The sequence below is a fragment of the Geodermatophilus sp. SYSU D00700 genome (assembly GCF_054050255.1).
Map to the genome: position 1 here is coordinate 182,345 of NZ_JBJGZA010000001.1, position 14,723 is coordinate 197,067.

Below are 14,723 nucleotides of genomic sequence, written 5' to 3' on the forward strand. Positions count from 1 at the left end.
ACCGGAACTGCTCAGTGGGCGTGCAGCAGCTCGCGCACCCGCCCGGCGGTCCCCTCGGCCAGCGGCAGGTGCGGCAGCACCCCGGTGACCTCCTCGGGCTCGAGTCCCTGCTCCACGAGGACGGCCAGCAGCCGGCGGGCCTCGGCCGGCGGCACCGGCGAGGGCAGCCCGGCCTCCCGGACGGCGGCCAGCGCGAGGAACAGCGCGCCCGAGAGGTCCTCGTCGCGCTCGTCCGGCGGCGGCGCCGGCGCGGCCGCCCGCGCGGTGGCCTCAGCGGCGCGCACCAGCGACAGCGGCAGCCCCTCGGACTCGACCTCCAGCAGCGGCGCCCGCCCCAGTGCGGCCAGCACGACGTGCTCGGCCTCGGTGCGCAGCGGCTCCTCCCAGTCACCGGCGCGGACGACGTCGGCCGGGTCGGCGTCGGCGGGGTCCTCCCCCAGCTCGTCGAGCAGCTCGGCCCACTGACCGGGCCGGGTGCGGCGGGCGCGGTCGGCGGCGAGCACGCAGGTCTCGTGCACGAACGGCTCGATCACCTCGCGGTCGAACCGGTCGGCGAACACGGTGCCGTCGGCGTCGACGGCGTTGAGCGCGTCCTGGAAGCTGCCGGGTGTGGCGTCGCCGAGCTCGATGCGGCCGTCCTCCTCCCCCGACAGCGGCTGGCCGGTGGCGGCCCGGTCGCCGATCGTCGAGCCGGTGGCCACCAGCCGGCCGCGCAGCCGCAGGTGGTGCGGCCGGTCGGACAGGCCCACGCTCCACGCGCAGGCCTCGGCGATGAGCGCGGCACGGCGCTCGCGGAGCAGCTCGCGGCCGAGCAGGCCGAACCAGTCGGGTTCGAAGTCGGGCACCGCACCGTTCTACCCGGCCGGCCGGGCTCGGGGACCGCGGACGAGGTCCTCGACCGTGGCCCGGACCCCCCGCTGCCGCAGCGAGGTCAGCGTCTCCACGAAGGCCGCGGCCACCCGCGGGTCGTCGGCGAGGTCGCCGAAGACGTCGGTCTCGCGGAGGAAGGCCAGCGGGTCGGGGTCCCGGGCGCGGGCGAGCAGCGCGTCGCGCCGCGGGTCGGACAGCTCGATCGGCCGGCCCGCGTCGTCGGCCCCCTCCGCCGTGCGCGCCCAGCCGGCCAGGACGGCCACCGACCGGCGGATCTCCCGTCCCGCGGCGAGGTCGTCGCGCAGCACCGGGAGGAGGAACTGCGGGATGCGGTCGGAGGCGTTCTCGCAGATCCGGGCCAGGGTGTCGCGGACGGCGGGGTTGGCGAAGCGGCCCACCAGGTCGGACCGGTAGCGGCGCAGGTCGATGCCGGGCACCGGCGGCAGGGTCGGGGTGGCCTCCTCGTCGAGGTAGCCGAGCAGCAGCGCGCGGAACAGCGGGTCCTGGCAGGCGTCGTGCACGTGTTCGTGACCGGCCAGCCGGCCGAGGTGGGCGAGCACCTGGTGCCCGGCGTTGAGCAGCCGCAGCTTCATCGTCTCGTAGGGGGCGACGTCGGCCACGAGCTGCACGCCGACGTCCTCCAGCGGCGGGCGGCCCCCGGGGAAGGAGTCCTCGAGCACCCACTGCGTCCACGGCTCGCACACCACCGGCCAGGCGTCCTCGACGCCGGTGGCGGCGGTGAGCTGGGCCCGGTCGGCGTCGGTGGTCACCGGCGTGATCCGGTCGACCATCGAGTCCGGGAAGGGCACCTCGGCCGCCACCCACTCCCCCAGCGCGGGGTCGCGCAGCGCGGCGAAGGCGGCGAAGCTCGCGCGGGCCAGGTGCCCGTTGCCGGGGATGTTGTCGCACGAGACGACGGCGAAGGGCGCCACCCCGCGCTCGCGCCGCCGCACCAGCGCCTCGGCGACCAGTGCGAACACCGTCCGCGGCGGCGCGCCGGGCTGCAGGTCGGCCACCACCGCCGGCGCCGTGGCGTCGAAGGCGCCGGTGTCGGGCGAGGTGTTGTACCCGCCCTCGGTCACCGTCAGCGACACGATCCGGGTGCCGGGCGCGGCCATCGCCTCCACGACCGCGTCGGGGTCGTCGGGCGCGAGCAGGTACCCCGTGAGCGAGCCGACCACCCGCGCGTCGAGGTAGCCGTCGGGGTGCTTGACGACCAGCGTGTACAGGCGGTCCTGGGCCGCCATGACCTCGGCCATGCGCCGGTCCGACGGCAGCACGCCCACGCCGCAGATCCCCCAGTCACGGTGCCCGGCCGCGAGCAGGTCGTCGGCGTACACGGCCTGGTGGGAGCGGTGGAAGCCGCCGACGCCCAGGTGCACGATGCCGGTCCGCACCGCCGGCCGCTCGTAGCGCGGGGTCCGCACCGACGCGCTCAGTCCGGACAGCGTGGTCGCGTCGAGCCGGGGCATGGGGGTCCTCCTCGGGTGCGGGCCCCCGGGCTACCCGGCCCGGCCGCCGTCACCCGCCGCGACGTCGACCCGCGCGGGCACCGGCACGCGCTGCAGGTCGGAAGCGACGACGAGGTCGCCGTCGTACTCCGCCCGCGCCTCGTCCTCGAACCGGCGGGGGTCGGCGTAGCGCTGGGAGAAGTGGGTGAGCACCAGCCGCCGCACGCCGGCCTCCGCCGCGACGCGGGCCGCCTGGCGCGCGGTGAGGTGGCCGTACCGCCGGGCCAGCTCGGCGTCCTCGTGCAGGAAGGTGGCCTCGATGACCAGCAGGTCCGCGCCGTCGGCCAGGGCCGCGACGTTGGCGCACAGGCGGGTGTCCATGACGAAGGCGAACCGCTGACCGCGGCGCGGGACGCTGACCTCCCCGATCCGGACCGTGCGCCCGCCGGCGTGCAGCACGCCCTCGCGCTGCAGCCGGCCGACGTCGGGGCCGGTGACGCCGGCCGCGGCGAGCCGGTCGGGCAGCATCCGCACGCCGTCGGGCTCGACGAGGCGGTAGCCGAAGGTCTCCACGGGGTGCTCGAGCCGGCGCGCCTCGACGACGCCGGCGGGGTCCTCGGCGACGGTGCCCTCGCAGTGCACCGGCTCGGCGCGGATGTCGGCGAGGTCGGCGAAGGCGCTGGCGTGCCGCAGCCGGTCGAAGAAGACCTGCCCCGATGCCGGGTAGTGCACCGCGACCGGGTGCGGGACGCCGTCGAGGGACATCCGCTGCACCACCCCGGGCAGGCCCAGGCAGTGGTCGCCGTGGAAGTGGCTGACCAGCACCCGGTGGACCGCGCTGCTGGGGACCCCGGCCAGCAGCATCTGCCGCTGGGTGCCCTCGCCGGGGTCGAACAGGAAGCCGCGGCCGTCCCAGCGCAGCAGGTAGGCGTTGTGGTTGCGGGTGCGGGTGGGCGCCTGGCTGGCGGTGCCGAGCACGACCAGCTCCCGCCCCGCCACGGCCGGGAACCTACCGGCGGCCGGCCGGGAGGTCCTGCCGTGCGCAGTCGTGCTCTGCCTACAGGTGTGTGCAGAGCACGACCGTCCGCGGAGGTGAGGTGTCGCCCTAGCCGAACAGGTCGGACAGGAACGACTCCTTGCGCTTCTTGCCGTGCGAGCCGTAGGAGCCGTGCGAGGAGTGCGACGACGACCGGGTCACCGCGCCGAGCACCTCGTTCACCACGGCGCCCAGGCCCGCTCCGCCGGCGGCCGGGTACTGCGCGCCGTGCTGCTGCGGAGCGCCGTGCGGCTGCGGGGTGCCGTACTGCTGGGCGGCGCCGTGCTGCTGCGGGGCCGGCCGGGCCCGCTGCTGCGCGCCGTGCCAGGAGTTCTCGGCGTCGATGAGCCGCTCGAGCTCACCGCGGTCGAGGAAGATGCCACGGCACTCGGTGCACTGGTCGACGTGGACGCCGTTGCGCTCGTAGGTGCGCATCGTTCCCTGGCACTTGGGACAGACGAGATCCATGCCGCACGGTACGACGCTCGGGAGTGCCCCGGACGGCGCCGGACCGTGCCACAGTGCGCGCCCGTGACGACGACCCGCACGGTGACCCTCCGGTTCGGCGCGGCCTCCCGCGAGGACCTCACCCACACCAACCTCTCCGCCGTCCGCAGCGACGGCCGGGTGCTCTGGGTCGCCGGCGACGAGACCGCCACCATCGAGCGGCTCGTCGCGGACGACCCCGCGGACCCCACAAGCTACGGCGACCAGACCACCTTCTCCCTCGCCGATCTCGTGCCCCTCCCGGGCGGGACCGGCCCCGGCGTCGAGGAGGAGGCCGACATCGAGGGCATCGCCCGCCACGACGGCGCGGTGTGGGCGGTCGGCTCGCACAGCCTGCGCCGCCGCCGGATCCGCGACGAGCACGACGGCCAGCAGGCGCTGCGCCGGCTGGCGAAGGTCACCGGGCAGCCGCGCCGGCAGATCATCGCCCGGATCCCGGTGGTCGACGTCGACGGGCTGCCCACCCTGGTCAAGGACGACGGCACCCGCAGCGCCGCCGTCTTCGGCACCCGCGGCAAGGACCTGCGCGACCTGCTCGCCGACGACGAGCACCTCGGCCCGTTCCTCGCCATCCCCAGCAAGGACAACGGCCTCGACGTCGAGGGCATCGCGGTCGCCGGCGACCGGGTGTACCTGGGCCTGCGCGGGCCGGTGCTGCGCGGCTGGGCGGTGGTGCTGGAGCTGCGGCCCGAGGTCGACGAGCGCGACCCCGCCCGGCTGCGCCTGCGGAGGTTCCCCGACGGGTGCCGCTACCGCAAGCACGTGCTGCGGCTGGCCGGCCTCGGGGTGCGCGACCTGTGCCCGCACGGCGAGGACCTGCTGGTGCTGGCCGGGCCGACCATGGACCTCGACGGCCCGGTGTACGTCTACCGCTGGCACGGCGCGCTCGTGTGCGAGGAGCCGGCCGTCGTCCGCGGCGACCGGCTCACCCGCGAGCTGGCGCTGCCCTACGGCGACGGTGACGACCACGCCGAGGGCATCGGGCTGCTCGGCGCCCCGGAGGACGGCCGGCTGCTGGTCGTCTACGACAGCCCGGCCCCCGAGCGGCTGACCGCCGACGGCGGCGTGGTCGCCGACGTCGTCCAGCTGCCCTGACCCCCGCTCAGCCGATCCGGACCGGGCGGGCGGCGGCCACCCCGGCCGCCGCCAGCCCGGCGCCGACGGCGAGCAGAAGCACCAGCGGCGCGGTCCACCCGCCGGTGGCCTCCGACAGCGCACCGACGACGACCGGGCCGAGCGCGCCGGCGGTGTAGCCGACCAGCTGGGTCATGCCCGACAGCCGGGCGGCGGTGCCCGCGTCGGCCGAGCGCAGCACGACGAGGGTCACCGCCAGCGCGATGCCGGCGCCCTGCGCCAGCCCGCCCAGCACCGCCCACAGCGGCCAGCCGCCGGGGGCGGCGAGCAGCCCGGCGACCGGCACGGTCCACAGCGCGGCGACGGCGAGCGCGAGCCCCGCCTGGCCCGGGCGGCGGGCGAGCACGACGGGCACCAGCAGGCTGCCGGCGATGCCGAGCACCTGGAACACCGACGCGGCCAGCGAGCCGGTGGCCGCGTCGGTGCCGGCGCGGTCGGCCAGCAGGGTCGGCAGCCACGCGGTGAGCGAGAAGTACAGCGTCGAGTGCAGCGCCTGGACCGCGGTGACCGCCCACGCCACCGGGGACCGCCACAGCCGCGCGCGCCGGGCCGGCGCCGGGCTCGCGGCGTCCGGGCCGGCGGTGGCGTCCCGGGCGGCCCGCGCCCACACCGCCGCGGCGGCCACGGCCAGCAGCCCCTCCGCGGCGAGCGCACCGCGCCAGCCCAGCACGGCCGCCAGCGGCGCGGTGAGCGCGGCGCCGGCGGCGGCACCGGCGACCAGCGCCGCGGTGTAGAGGCCGGTCACGGTGGCCGCGCGCCCGCCGAACCCCGCCTTGACCACGGCCGGCAGGAGCACGTTGCCCACCGTCATGGCCGCGCCGGCCAGGAGGGTGCCGGCCAGCAGCACCGGCGGCCCGTCGAGCACCCGCAGGCCCTGGGCGACGGCGAGCACCACCAGCGACCCGAGCACCGCCGGCCCGGCACCCAGCCGCCGCCCGGCCGCGGCGGCGGCCGGCGCGAGCACGGCGAAGCACAGCACCGGCAGCGCGGTCAGCAGCCCGGCCTCCGCGGCCGAGAGGTCCAGGTCGTCCCGGACGTCGCCGAGCACCGGGCCCACGGCGGCGATCGCGGCCCGCAGGTTGAGCGCGGTGAGCAGGACCGCCGCCAGCAGCAGGCGGTTCCCCCCGGGCACCCGCCCATCGTGCTCCGGGCCCGTCACGACGACCCGCCGCCCGTCCCGGCGACGGGTCCGCGACACCGCCCCGCGACGCGCGGGAGTCGCACGTACTGATCAGTAACCGGTGTGGGATCGTCGGAGGACACGTCGAGACGGCCGCCACCGGGCGCCGTCAGGAGAGAGGTCCCATGCGGTTGCAGCTTTCCCCGGAGATGGAGGCCTTCCGGGATGAGATGCGCACCTTCTTCACCACGCAGGTGCCGCAGGAGGTCCGCGACACGCTCGCGGCGCGCCGGCACCTGAGCCGCGAGCAGTACATCCAGGCCCAGCGGGTGCTCAACGCCGCGGGCCTGGCCGTACCGCACTGGCCGGTGGAGTGGGGCGGCAAGGACTGGACGCCGCTGCAGCGGCACATCTGGCGCGAGGAGATGCAGCTGGCCAACGTGCCCGAGCCGCTCGCGTTCAACACCAGCATGATCGGCCCGGTCATCGCCGCCTTCGGCAACCAGGAGCAGAAGGAGCGCTTCCTGCCGGCCACGGCGAACCTCGACATCTGGTGGTGCCAGGGCTTCTCCGAGCCCGACGCCGGCTCCGACCTCGCCTCGCTGCGCACCACCGCCGTCCGCGACGGCGACGACTGGGTGGTCAACGGGCAGAAGACCTGGACCACCCTCGGCCAGCACGCCGACTGGATCTTCTGCCTGGTCCGCACCGACCCGACGGCGGAGAAGAAGCAGCGCGGCATCTCGATGCTGGTCTTCCCGATGGACTCCCCCGGCGTCACGCTGCGCCCGATCCAGCTGATCGACGGCGGCCACGAGGTCAACGAGGTCTTCTTCGAGGACGTCCGCGTGCCCGCCGAGAACCTGATCGGCGAGGAGAACCGCGGCTGGGACTACGCCAAGTTCCTCCTCGGCAACGAGCGCGTGGGCATCGCCCGCGTCGGCGCCACGAAGAAGCTCATCGCGCAGGCCAAGCAGTTCGCCCGCGAGGTGCACGCCGGCGGCCGGCCGCTGTCGGAGGACCCCCGCACCACCGCGCGCATCGCCGAGCTGGAGAACGAGCTGCTGGCGCTCGAGCTCACCGCGCTGCGCGTGGTCGCCAACTCCGCCGACGGCAAGCCGCACCCGGCGTCGTCGGTGCTCAAGCTCCGCGGGTCGGAGCTGCAGCAGGCGGCCACCGAGCTGATCGTCGACATCGCCGGCCCGCTCTCGCTGGCCTCGTTCGCCGACGGCGGTTCGCAGGTCCCCGACTGGGCCCGGGTGGCCACGCCGGAGTACCTGAACTACCGCAAGGTCTCCATCTACGGAGGCAGCAACGAGGTCCAGCGGACCATCATCGCCGGCACGATCCTGGGGTTGTGAGGTAGCCGTGGACTTCACCTACGACAGCGAGCAGAACGACCTGCGGGAGGCCGTGCGCGGCCTGCTGCAGCGCGCCTACGCCGACAGCGAGCGGCGCCGCCAGGTCGTCGCCGCCGAGCCGGGCTTCGACGAGAAGACCTGGGCCCAGCTGGCCGAGATGGGCGTGCTGGGGCTGCCCTTCGCCGAGGAGCACGGCGGCATGGGGGCCGGGCCGATCGAGGTCGGCATCGTCGCCGAGGAGATGGGCCGGGTCCTCGCGCCCGAGCCCTTCGTCGAGTCGGTCGTGCTGGCCGGCGGGCTGGTCGCCGCCGTCGGCACCGACGCGCAGCGGACGGCGGTCCTCGGGCCGCTGTCGGAGGGCTCGAGCGTGCTCGCGTTCGCGCACGCCGAGCCGGCCGCGCGCTGGAGCCCCGCGGCGTCGGCGGTCACCGCCACGCGCGACGGCGAGGGCTGGGCGCTGACCGGCGCCAAGGAGCCGGTGCCGAACGGCGCCCGCGCCGACGTCCTGGTGGTCTCCGCGGCCGTCGACGGCGGCACCGCGCTGTTCCTCGTGCAGGGTGACGCCACCGGCCTCGCCCGCACCGGCTACCGCACGCACGACGGCGGCCGCGCGGCCAACGTGGTCTTCGAGGGGACCCCCGCCGAGCTGCTCGGCGAGGGCACGGCCGACCGCAGCGCCGACGTCGAGCGCGCCCAGGCCCTGGCCCGGATCGCCTACGCCAACGAGGCGGTCGGGGCGATGGACACCGCGCTGCGGACCACGTCGGAGTACCTGAAGACGCGCAAGCAGTTCGGCGTCACGCTCAACCGGTTCCAGGCGCTGACCTTCCGGGCGGCCGACATGTACGTGTCGCTGGAGCTGGCCCGCAGCACCGCGCTGTGGGCGAGCATGGTGGCCGACGCCGGCGGCGACGTCGTCACCGCCGGGCACCGCGCGCGGCTGCAGACCAGCCGCGCCGGCCGCCACATCGGCAAGGAGGCCATCCAGCTGCACGGCGGCATCGGGGTCACCGCGGAGTACTCGGTCGGGCACTACACCAGCCGGCTCACCGCGATCGACCACCTGCTCGGCGACGGCGACTGGGCCGCCGACCGGCTGGCGGAGACCGTCGACTCCTACCCGACCGTCGACCCGCTGGGCGCGCCCTACACGGGCTGACGACCCCGCACCCACCGCACCGCGGCCGGCGTAACCCCTCGGGGGCGCCGGCCGCGCGCGTCTGCGGGCCCGTCCGGGCCGGCGCCGCCTAGGGTGCCCTGCCGTGCACGTCGCCTGGCTGCTCCTCCCGCTCGCGATCGGCGTCGCCCTGGCCTGGGCGGCGGCCCGCCCGGTCCGCCGCCGCAGCGGGCGCGTCGCGGCGGGGTTGGTCGCGGTCCTGGTGTGGACGGCGGTGGCCGCCGGCGGGCTGCAGCTGTGGGCGCGGGCGTCGCTGGACTCCTCCGCCACCGCCCGCGCCGTCGTGTGGATGGACGCCGACGTCGACGACTGGCGCCGCTTCCCGGCCCTCCCGATCCCGGCCGGTGGGACCCCGCTGCCGCTGCGCCCCGGCACCCTGCCCGCCGGCGTCCTCGACCGGGTGACCGTCCCCGGATCCGGCGAGGAGGACCTCGACGACCTGCTGGCCCGCACGCAGACGACGGCCTTCCTCGTGCTGCGCGGCGACGAGCTGCTCGTGGAGCGCTACCCCGGCGGCGGGTCCCGGGAGTCGGTGCAGACGTCGTTCTCCGTGGCCAAGTCCGTGCTGTCCACGCTGGTGGGCATCGCGATCGAGCGCGGCGAGATCGGCGGCCTCGACGACCCGGTCACCGCCTACGTGCCCGAGCTGCTCGACCGCGACCCCGACGCCGCCCGGATCACCCTGCGGCACCTGGTCACCATGTCCTCGGGCCTGGCCTACGAGGAGCAGGGCCTGCCGTGGAGCGACGACGCGCTCACCTACTACGACCCCGACCTGCGCGCGCTCGCCCTCACCGTCGAGGTCGTCGAGCCGCCCGGGCGGACGTGGCTCTACAACAACTACAACCCGCTGCTGGTCGGGCTGGCGCTGGAGCGGGCGGTGGGCCGGCCGGTGGAGGAGTACGCCGCCGAGGTGCTGTGGGGGCCGATGGGCGCCGAGGCCGACGCCAGCTGGAGTGCCGACAGCGAGGCCACCGGCTTCCCGAAGATGGAGAGCGGGGTCAACGCGCGGGCGGTCGACTTCGCCCGCTTCGGCCTGCTGTTCGCCCGCGAGGGCCGCGCCGGCGACGCGCAGGTCGTACCCGCCGCGTGGGTCGCCGAGGCGACCGCGCGCGACACCGCCACCGACCCGGCCGAGCACTACCAGTACTGGTGGTGGGTCGACACCGAGCGGGAGGGCCGCTTCTCCGCCCGCGGCAACAAGGGGCAGTTCGTCTACGTCGACCCGGCCACCGACGTCGTCGTCGTGCGGATGGGCCGGGAGGCGGTGCTGGAGGACTGGACGGCGGTGCTGCGCGACGTCACCGACCGGGTCGCCGCGGCCTGACCGTCAGCCGGTGATCGCCCGGCGCAGGTCCTCGGCCGCGGCGGCCACCTGCTCCAGCACCGCCGCGACGCCGTCCTCGCGCAGCAGCCCGCCGCTGAGCCGCTCCACCGGCACCGGCTCGTGCGCCGGGTCGGCGGAGCGCGCGCCGACCTCGAAGGCGACGCGCAGCAGCGCGCCGTCGGGGGCGGCGGGGTCGTCGGCGGCGGCCAGCGGCCCGACCATGACGGCCGGGAAGCCCCACTGCTCGAGCGCCACCGCCGACAGCCGCAGCGCGGAGATGCCGTAGCGGGACACCTCGGCGGCGCGCCGTGCGGCGAACGAGCGGGCGCCGCCGGCCAGCGCCCAGTAGCCCGCGGGGTCGTCGCCGTGCAGCAGGGCCACCCCGACCTGGGCGAGCAGCCCGAGGCACAGGGCGTCCTGCGGCCGGGCGCCGAAGCGTGGCGCCAGCACCGACGCGGCCAGCGCCACCCCGGTGCTGGTCTCCCAGAACCCCTCGGGCAGGTGCTCCTCGTCGTCGAGGCAGGTCAGCGCGACCGTCGCCATGGTCCGCACCGCGGTGAAGCCGACCACCGTGACCGCGAACTGCAGCGTGGTCGCCCGGCCGCTCATGCCGAAGTAGGCCGAGTTGGCCAGCTTCATCACCCGGCCCGCCAGGGCGACGTCGCCGGCGAGCACCCCGGCCAGCCGGGTGGCGCTGGCGTCCTCGGTGGTGGCCACCGCGACCACCTGCGCGGCCACCGGTCGCTGCCCGGCCATCGTGTCCATCCGGGCGAGCAGCCGGTCGAGGTCGACCGCCGGCGGGGCGCCCAGCGACGGGACGGCGTGCAGGTGCGCGCTCACCGGGCACCGGCCCACGCGGCGGTGGTGGCGCCGTCCATCGGGCGGGCCAGGGAGAAGCCCTGCAGGTAGGTGGCCCCCAGCGCGGTGAGCGCCGCGGCCTGGCCGGGGGTCGCCACCCCCTCCGCGACCGTGGACAGCCCCAGGCTGCGGGCCATCGCGATCACGGCGGTGGCGATCTCGGCGTGGCCCTCGGCGAGCTCGGCGACGAAGGACCGGTCCACCTTCAGGCAGGTCACCGGCAGGTGCCGCAGCGAGGCCAGTGAGGAGTACCCGGTGCCGAAGTCGTCGATGGCCACCGCCACGCCGAGGTCACGCAGCGACTGCAGCACCGTGCGCGCCGCCGCGGGGTCGGTCATCAGCGCCGACTCGGTGATCTCGACCGACAGCCGGGCGGGGGCGAGGCCGTGCCGGTCCAGCGCGGCGACCACCGCGTCGCGCAGGCTCCCGTCGAGCTGCAGCGCCGAGACGTTGACGTTGACCCGGGGCGGGGCGGCCGGGCCCAGCTCGCGGTCCCACGCGGCCACCTGCCGGCAGGCCTCGTCGAGCACCAGCAGCCCCAGCGCGCCGATGAGCCCGCTCTCCTCGGCCAGCGGCACGAAGGTGGCCGGGCTGATCGGCCCCTGCTCGGGGTGCACCCACCGGGCGAGGGCCTCGACGGCGTCCAGCGACCCGTCCCCGGCGGCGAGGATCGGCTGGTAGTGCAGCGCGACCTCGCGCTGCTCGATCGCGTCCCGCAGGTCGGCGACCAGCCGCAGCTTGGCGCGGGCCTCGGCGCGTCCCGCCCGGTCGAGCACCCGCACCCGGCCCTTGCCGCCGGCCTTGGCCTGGTACATCGCGATGTCGCAGTCGCGCACCAGGTCCGCGGCGTCGGCGTGCTCGGGGGCCTGCACGGTGACGCCCACGCTGGCGTGCGGCCGGAAGAGGACCCCGGCCAGGGAGACCGGCGCGGCGAGCGCGTCGACGACCCGCGCGGCCAGCGCGGCGGCGGCGGCCTCGTCGACGTCGTGGCAGACGACGACGAACTCGTCCCCGCCGAACCGGGCCACGAGGTCCCCGGGTCGGACGGTGGCGCGCAGCCGGCCGGCCACCTCGACGAGCAGCTCGTCGCCGGCCTCGTGACCGAGGGAGTCGTTGACCACCTTGAAGTCGTCGAGGTCGAGGAACAGGCAGGCCACGCCCCGGCCGCCGGGGAGCGCGCGGGCCGCGGCGAAGGCCTCGGCCAGGTGCTGGTCGAGCAGGGTGCGGTTGGGCAGGCCGGTCAGCGGGTCGTGGGAGGCCTGGTGGGCCAGGCGCGCCTCGAAGGCCAGCCGCTCGGTGACGTCCTCGACGGTGCCCAGGAAACCGGCGCCCGCCCCGGGGGTGAACACGTGGCCCAGGCGCAGCAGCGCCGACCGCTCGGTGCCGTCGGCGCGCACCAGCCGGGCGCCGGCCTCGACGTCGCTGCCCTGCAGGACGGCGGCCACGGCCTCCACGACGGCGCCGAGGTCGTCGGGGTGCACGCAGTCGGTCCACCCGGTGCCCAGCAGGTCCGCGGCCGGCCGCCCGACGAGCCGGCAGAACGCGTCGTTGACGTGCGCCAGCCGCATGCCCTGCTCGGAGAGGACCGTCGGCACCGGCGAGCGCTCGGTGAGGGTGGCGAAGCGCCGTTCGGCCGCGGCGGCGGTGGCCCGCGAGGCCCGCTCGGCGTCGGCGGCCCCGGTGGCGACCGTCAGCGTCCACGCCCGCCCGGACGGCGCCGGCGTCGCCCGCACGACGGCGTCGACCAGGCGGCCGCCGGCGGTGCGGACGGGCAGCGCCAGCCGGGACGTGCGACCGCGGCGCAGCAGCACGGGCAGCTCCGCCGGCGGCAGGGTGGGCAGCAGGTCCGGCACCGGCAGGCCGGACGGCGCGTCGCCCAGCAGCGCGACCGCGCCCCGGTTGGCCCAGGCGACCCGCGGCGTGCCGGCGGCGGCCTCGACCACCAGCACCGCCTCGTCGCCGGCCGCGGCCGCGGCGAACACCGCGGCCACCACCTCCGGCGACGCGCCGCCGGGCTGGCCCGTCGTGCTCGGGCTGGCGGGCACGGGTCTCCTCCCTGCTGTCGGTGGCCTGGGTCGGCCGGCGTCCCGGCGTGGGGACTCCCCGGCACCCTCGGCACGTCGCGGGTCGGGCTCCAGCCGGGCGCACCCGGCCCTCACCCGGTCGGGGGACCACGCGGTTCCGTGCGATCGGGTCACGAATCCGTCGGGGGTGGCCCGGGACGGCGCCGGCGCCTGTCACGATGCAGCACCGGGGTCGGCCCGCCCGCCTCCCCCGCTGCACCACCCGGTCCGCCGGCGGGGTCGCCGGCCCGAGCTGTCGATGGAGTGCGCGTGCTGATCGGTGTGCCGGCAGAGACCCGACGGAACGAGACGCGGGTGGCCGCGACGCCGGTGAGCGTCGGGCGGCTGTGCGCGCTGGGCCACGAGGTCCTCGTCGAGGCCGGTGCCGGGGCGGCGGCGTCCTTCCCCGACGAGGCCTACGTCGCCGCGGGCGCGCGGATCGGGCCGGCCGCCGACGCGTGGGCCGCCGACGTCGTCCTGCACGTCAACGCCCCCACCCCCGAGCAGGTGGCGCTGCTGCGCCCGGACGCCGTGCTGGTCAGCCTGCTCGCGCCGGCGCTGTCGCCGGACCTGCTCGACGCGCTGGTCGCCCGCGGCGTCACCGCCCTGGCGATGGACGCCGTCCCCCGCATCTCGCGGGCGCAGTCGCTGGACGTGCTGTCGTCGATGGCCAACATCGCCGGCTACCGCGCCGTCGTCGAGGCCGCGCACGCCTTCGGCCGGTTCTTCACCGGCCAGGTCACCGCCGCGGGCAAGGTGCCCCCGGCCACGGTGTTCGTCGCCGGCGCCGGCGTCGCGGGCTTGGCCGCGATCGGCACGGCCAACAGCCTCGGCGCGATCGTGCGCGCCACCGACGTCCGCCCGGAGGTCGCCGAGCAGGTGCGCTCCCTCGGCGGCGAGTACGTGGGCGTGCCCGCCGACGAGGGCGAGCAGGCGGCCGCCGGCGGCACCGGCTACGCCTCGGTCACCTCCGAGGACTTCGACGCGCGCGCCGCCGTCATGTACGCCGAGCAGGCCCGCGACGTCGACGTCGTCATCACCACCGCGCTCATCCCCGGCCGGCCGGCGCCCCGGCTGCTCACCGAGGACATGGTGGCGAGCATGAGGCCGGGCTCGGTGGTCGTCGACATGGCCGCCGCGCAGGGCGGCAACGTGGCGGGCTCGGTGCCCGACGAGGTGGTGGTGACCCCGAACGGCGTGACGATCATCGGCTACACCGACCTGCCCGCCCGGCTGCCGGCCCAGGCCTCGCAGCTGTTCGCCACCAACCTGGTCAACCTGCTGACGCTGCTCACCCCCGGCAAGGACGGGCGGCTGGTGCTCGACCTCGACGACGTCGTCGTGCGGGGCATGACCGTGGCGCGGGCCGGCGAGAGGCTGTGGCCGCCGCCCCCGGTGCAGGTGTCGGCCGCCCCGGCACCGGCCGCCGCGCCGCCACCCGCGCCGCTGCCCCCACCGGCCGCGACGACCCCCGCCCCGCAGCGGCGGGCGGCGCTGGTCGGCCTGGCCGGCGCGCTGCTCTTCCTGCTCGCCGCCTTCTCCCCCGACGAGCTCATCGGCAACCTGACCGTGTTCGCCCTCGCCGTGGTCGTGGGCTTCTACGTGATCGGGCACGTGCACCACGCGCTGCACACCCCGCTGATGAGCGTCACCAACGCGATCTCGGGGATCATCGTGGTCGGCGCGCTGCTGCAGCTCGGGCACGTCAGCACGGTGGTGACCGTCCTCGCCTTCCTCGCCGTGCTGCTGGCCAGCATCAACGTCTTCGGCGGCTTCGCCGTGACCCGCCGCATGCTCGGCATGTTCCGGAGGGCCTGAC

At 76.6% G+C, this 14,723-nt stretch carries 12 protein-coding genes; 5 read left to right on the forward strand and 7 right to left on the reverse strand.

Going from position 1 to position 14,723, the window contains the following annotated elements; genetic code table 11:
* Nucleotides 1-11: 11 nt before the first annotated feature.
* The 4 genes from ACI79V_RS00865 to ACI79V_RS00880 all read right to left on the reverse strand — a co-directional run bounded on the left by ACI79V_RS00865 (nucleotide 12) and on the right by ACI79V_RS00880 (nucleotide 3,825).
* Nucleotides 12-845 (reverse strand): hypothetical protein, encoded by an 834-nt coding sequence (locus ACI79V_RS00865; RefSeq protein ID WP_456885959.1) that lies wholly within the window; start codon nucleotides 843-845, stop codon nucleotides 12-14.
* A 9-nt stretch (nucleotides 846-854) separates the two neighbouring features.
* Nucleotides 855-2,342: a mannitol dehydrogenase family protein gene (locus tag ACI79V_RS00870; RefSeq protein ID WP_456885961.1), complete on the reverse strand. Its 1,488-nt coding sequence runs from the start codon at nucleotides 2,340-2,342 to the stop codon at nucleotides 855-857.
* A 30-nt stretch (nucleotides 2,343-2,372) separates the two neighbouring features.
* The gene (locus ACI79V_RS00875; protein ID WP_456885963.1) at nucleotides 2,373-3,320 is read right to left on the reverse strand and encodes a ribonuclease Z; all 948 of its coding nucleotides are present in this window, start codon (nucleotides 3,318-3,320) and stop codon (nucleotides 2,373-2,375) included.
* A 106-nt stretch (nucleotides 3,321-3,426) separates the two neighbouring features.
* On the reverse strand, nucleotides 3,427-3,825 hold the full coding sequence (locus tag ACI79V_RS00880) for a TFIIB-type zinc ribbon-containing protein (RefSeq protein WP_456885965.1): 399 nt from the start codon (nucleotides 3,823-3,825) through the stop codon (nucleotides 3,427-3,429).
* Between the two features lie 63 nt (nucleotides 3,826-3,888).
* On the opposite strand from ACI79V_RS00880, the gene ACI79V_RS00885 reads away from it, so the two are divergent.
* Nucleotides 3,889-4,959, forward strand: coding sequence for a DUF3616 domain-containing protein (locus ACI79V_RS00885; RefSeq protein WP_456885967.1), 1,071 nt, complete (start codon nucleotides 3,889-3,891; stop codon nucleotides 4,957-4,959).
* 7 nt (nucleotides 4,960-4,966) lie between these two features.
* Here the strand turns inward: ACI79V_RS00885 and ACI79V_RS00890 are convergent, their stop codons facing one another.
* Nucleotides 4,967-6,130 (reverse strand): MFS transporter, encoded by a 1,164-nt coding sequence (locus ACI79V_RS00890; RefSeq protein WP_456885969.1) that lies wholly within the window; start codon nucleotides 6,128-6,130, stop codon nucleotides 4,967-4,969.
* Between the two features lie 173 nt (nucleotides 6,131-6,303).
* On the opposite strand from ACI79V_RS00890, the gene ACI79V_RS00895 reads away from it, so the two are divergent.
* The 3 genes from ACI79V_RS00895 to ACI79V_RS00905 all read left to right on the forward strand — a co-directional run bounded on the left by ACI79V_RS00895 (nucleotide 6,304) and on the right by ACI79V_RS00905 (nucleotide 9,983).
* A complete protein-coding gene (locus ACI79V_RS00895; RefSeq protein WP_456875712.1) occupies nucleotides 6,304-7,479 on the forward strand; it encodes an acyl-CoA dehydrogenase family protein in 1,176 nt (391 codons plus the stop codon).
* Between the two features lie 7 nt (nucleotides 7,480-7,486).
* Nucleotides 7,487-8,638 carry an acyl-CoA dehydrogenase family protein gene (locus tag ACI79V_RS00900; RefSeq protein ID WP_456885971.1) on the forward strand — a complete coding sequence of 384 codons (1,152 nt, stop codon included), beginning with the start codon at nucleotides 7,487-7,489 and terminating at the stop codon, nucleotides 8,636-8,638.
* Between the two features lie 103 nt (nucleotides 8,639-8,741).
* Complete coding sequence (locus ACI79V_RS00905) at nucleotides 8,742-9,983, forward strand: serine hydrolase (protein ID WP_456885973.1); 1,242 nt, start codon at nucleotides 8,742-8,744, stop codon at nucleotides 9,981-9,983.
* Between the two features lie 3 nt (nucleotides 9,984-9,986).
* Here ACI79V_RS00905 and ACI79V_RS00910 read toward each other — a convergent pair whose 3' ends face one another.
* Nucleotides 9,987-10,823, reverse strand: coding sequence for an HDOD domain-containing protein (locus tag ACI79V_RS00910; RefSeq protein ID WP_456885975.1), 837 nt, complete (start codon nucleotides 10,821-10,823; stop codon nucleotides 9,987-9,989).
* Nucleotides 10,820-12,886: a putative bifunctional diguanylate cyclase/phosphodiesterase gene (locus ACI79V_RS00915; protein WP_456885977.1), complete on the reverse strand. Its 2,067-nt coding sequence runs from the start codon at nucleotides 12,884-12,886 to the stop codon at nucleotides 10,820-10,822. Before ACI79V_RS00915 ends, ACI79V_RS00910 begins: the two co-directional genes overlap by 4 nt.
* A gap of 300 nt (nucleotides 12,887-13,186) precedes the next feature.
* Between ACI79V_RS00915 and ACI79V_RS00920 the strand changes: the two genes are divergently transcribed.
* Nucleotides 13,187-14,722, forward strand: coding sequence for a Re/Si-specific NAD(P)(+) transhydrogenase subunit alpha (locus ACI79V_RS00920; RefSeq protein WP_456886250.1), 1,536 nt, complete (start codon nucleotides 13,187-13,189; stop codon nucleotides 14,720-14,722).
* Nucleotide 14,723: the final 1 nt, after the last annotated feature.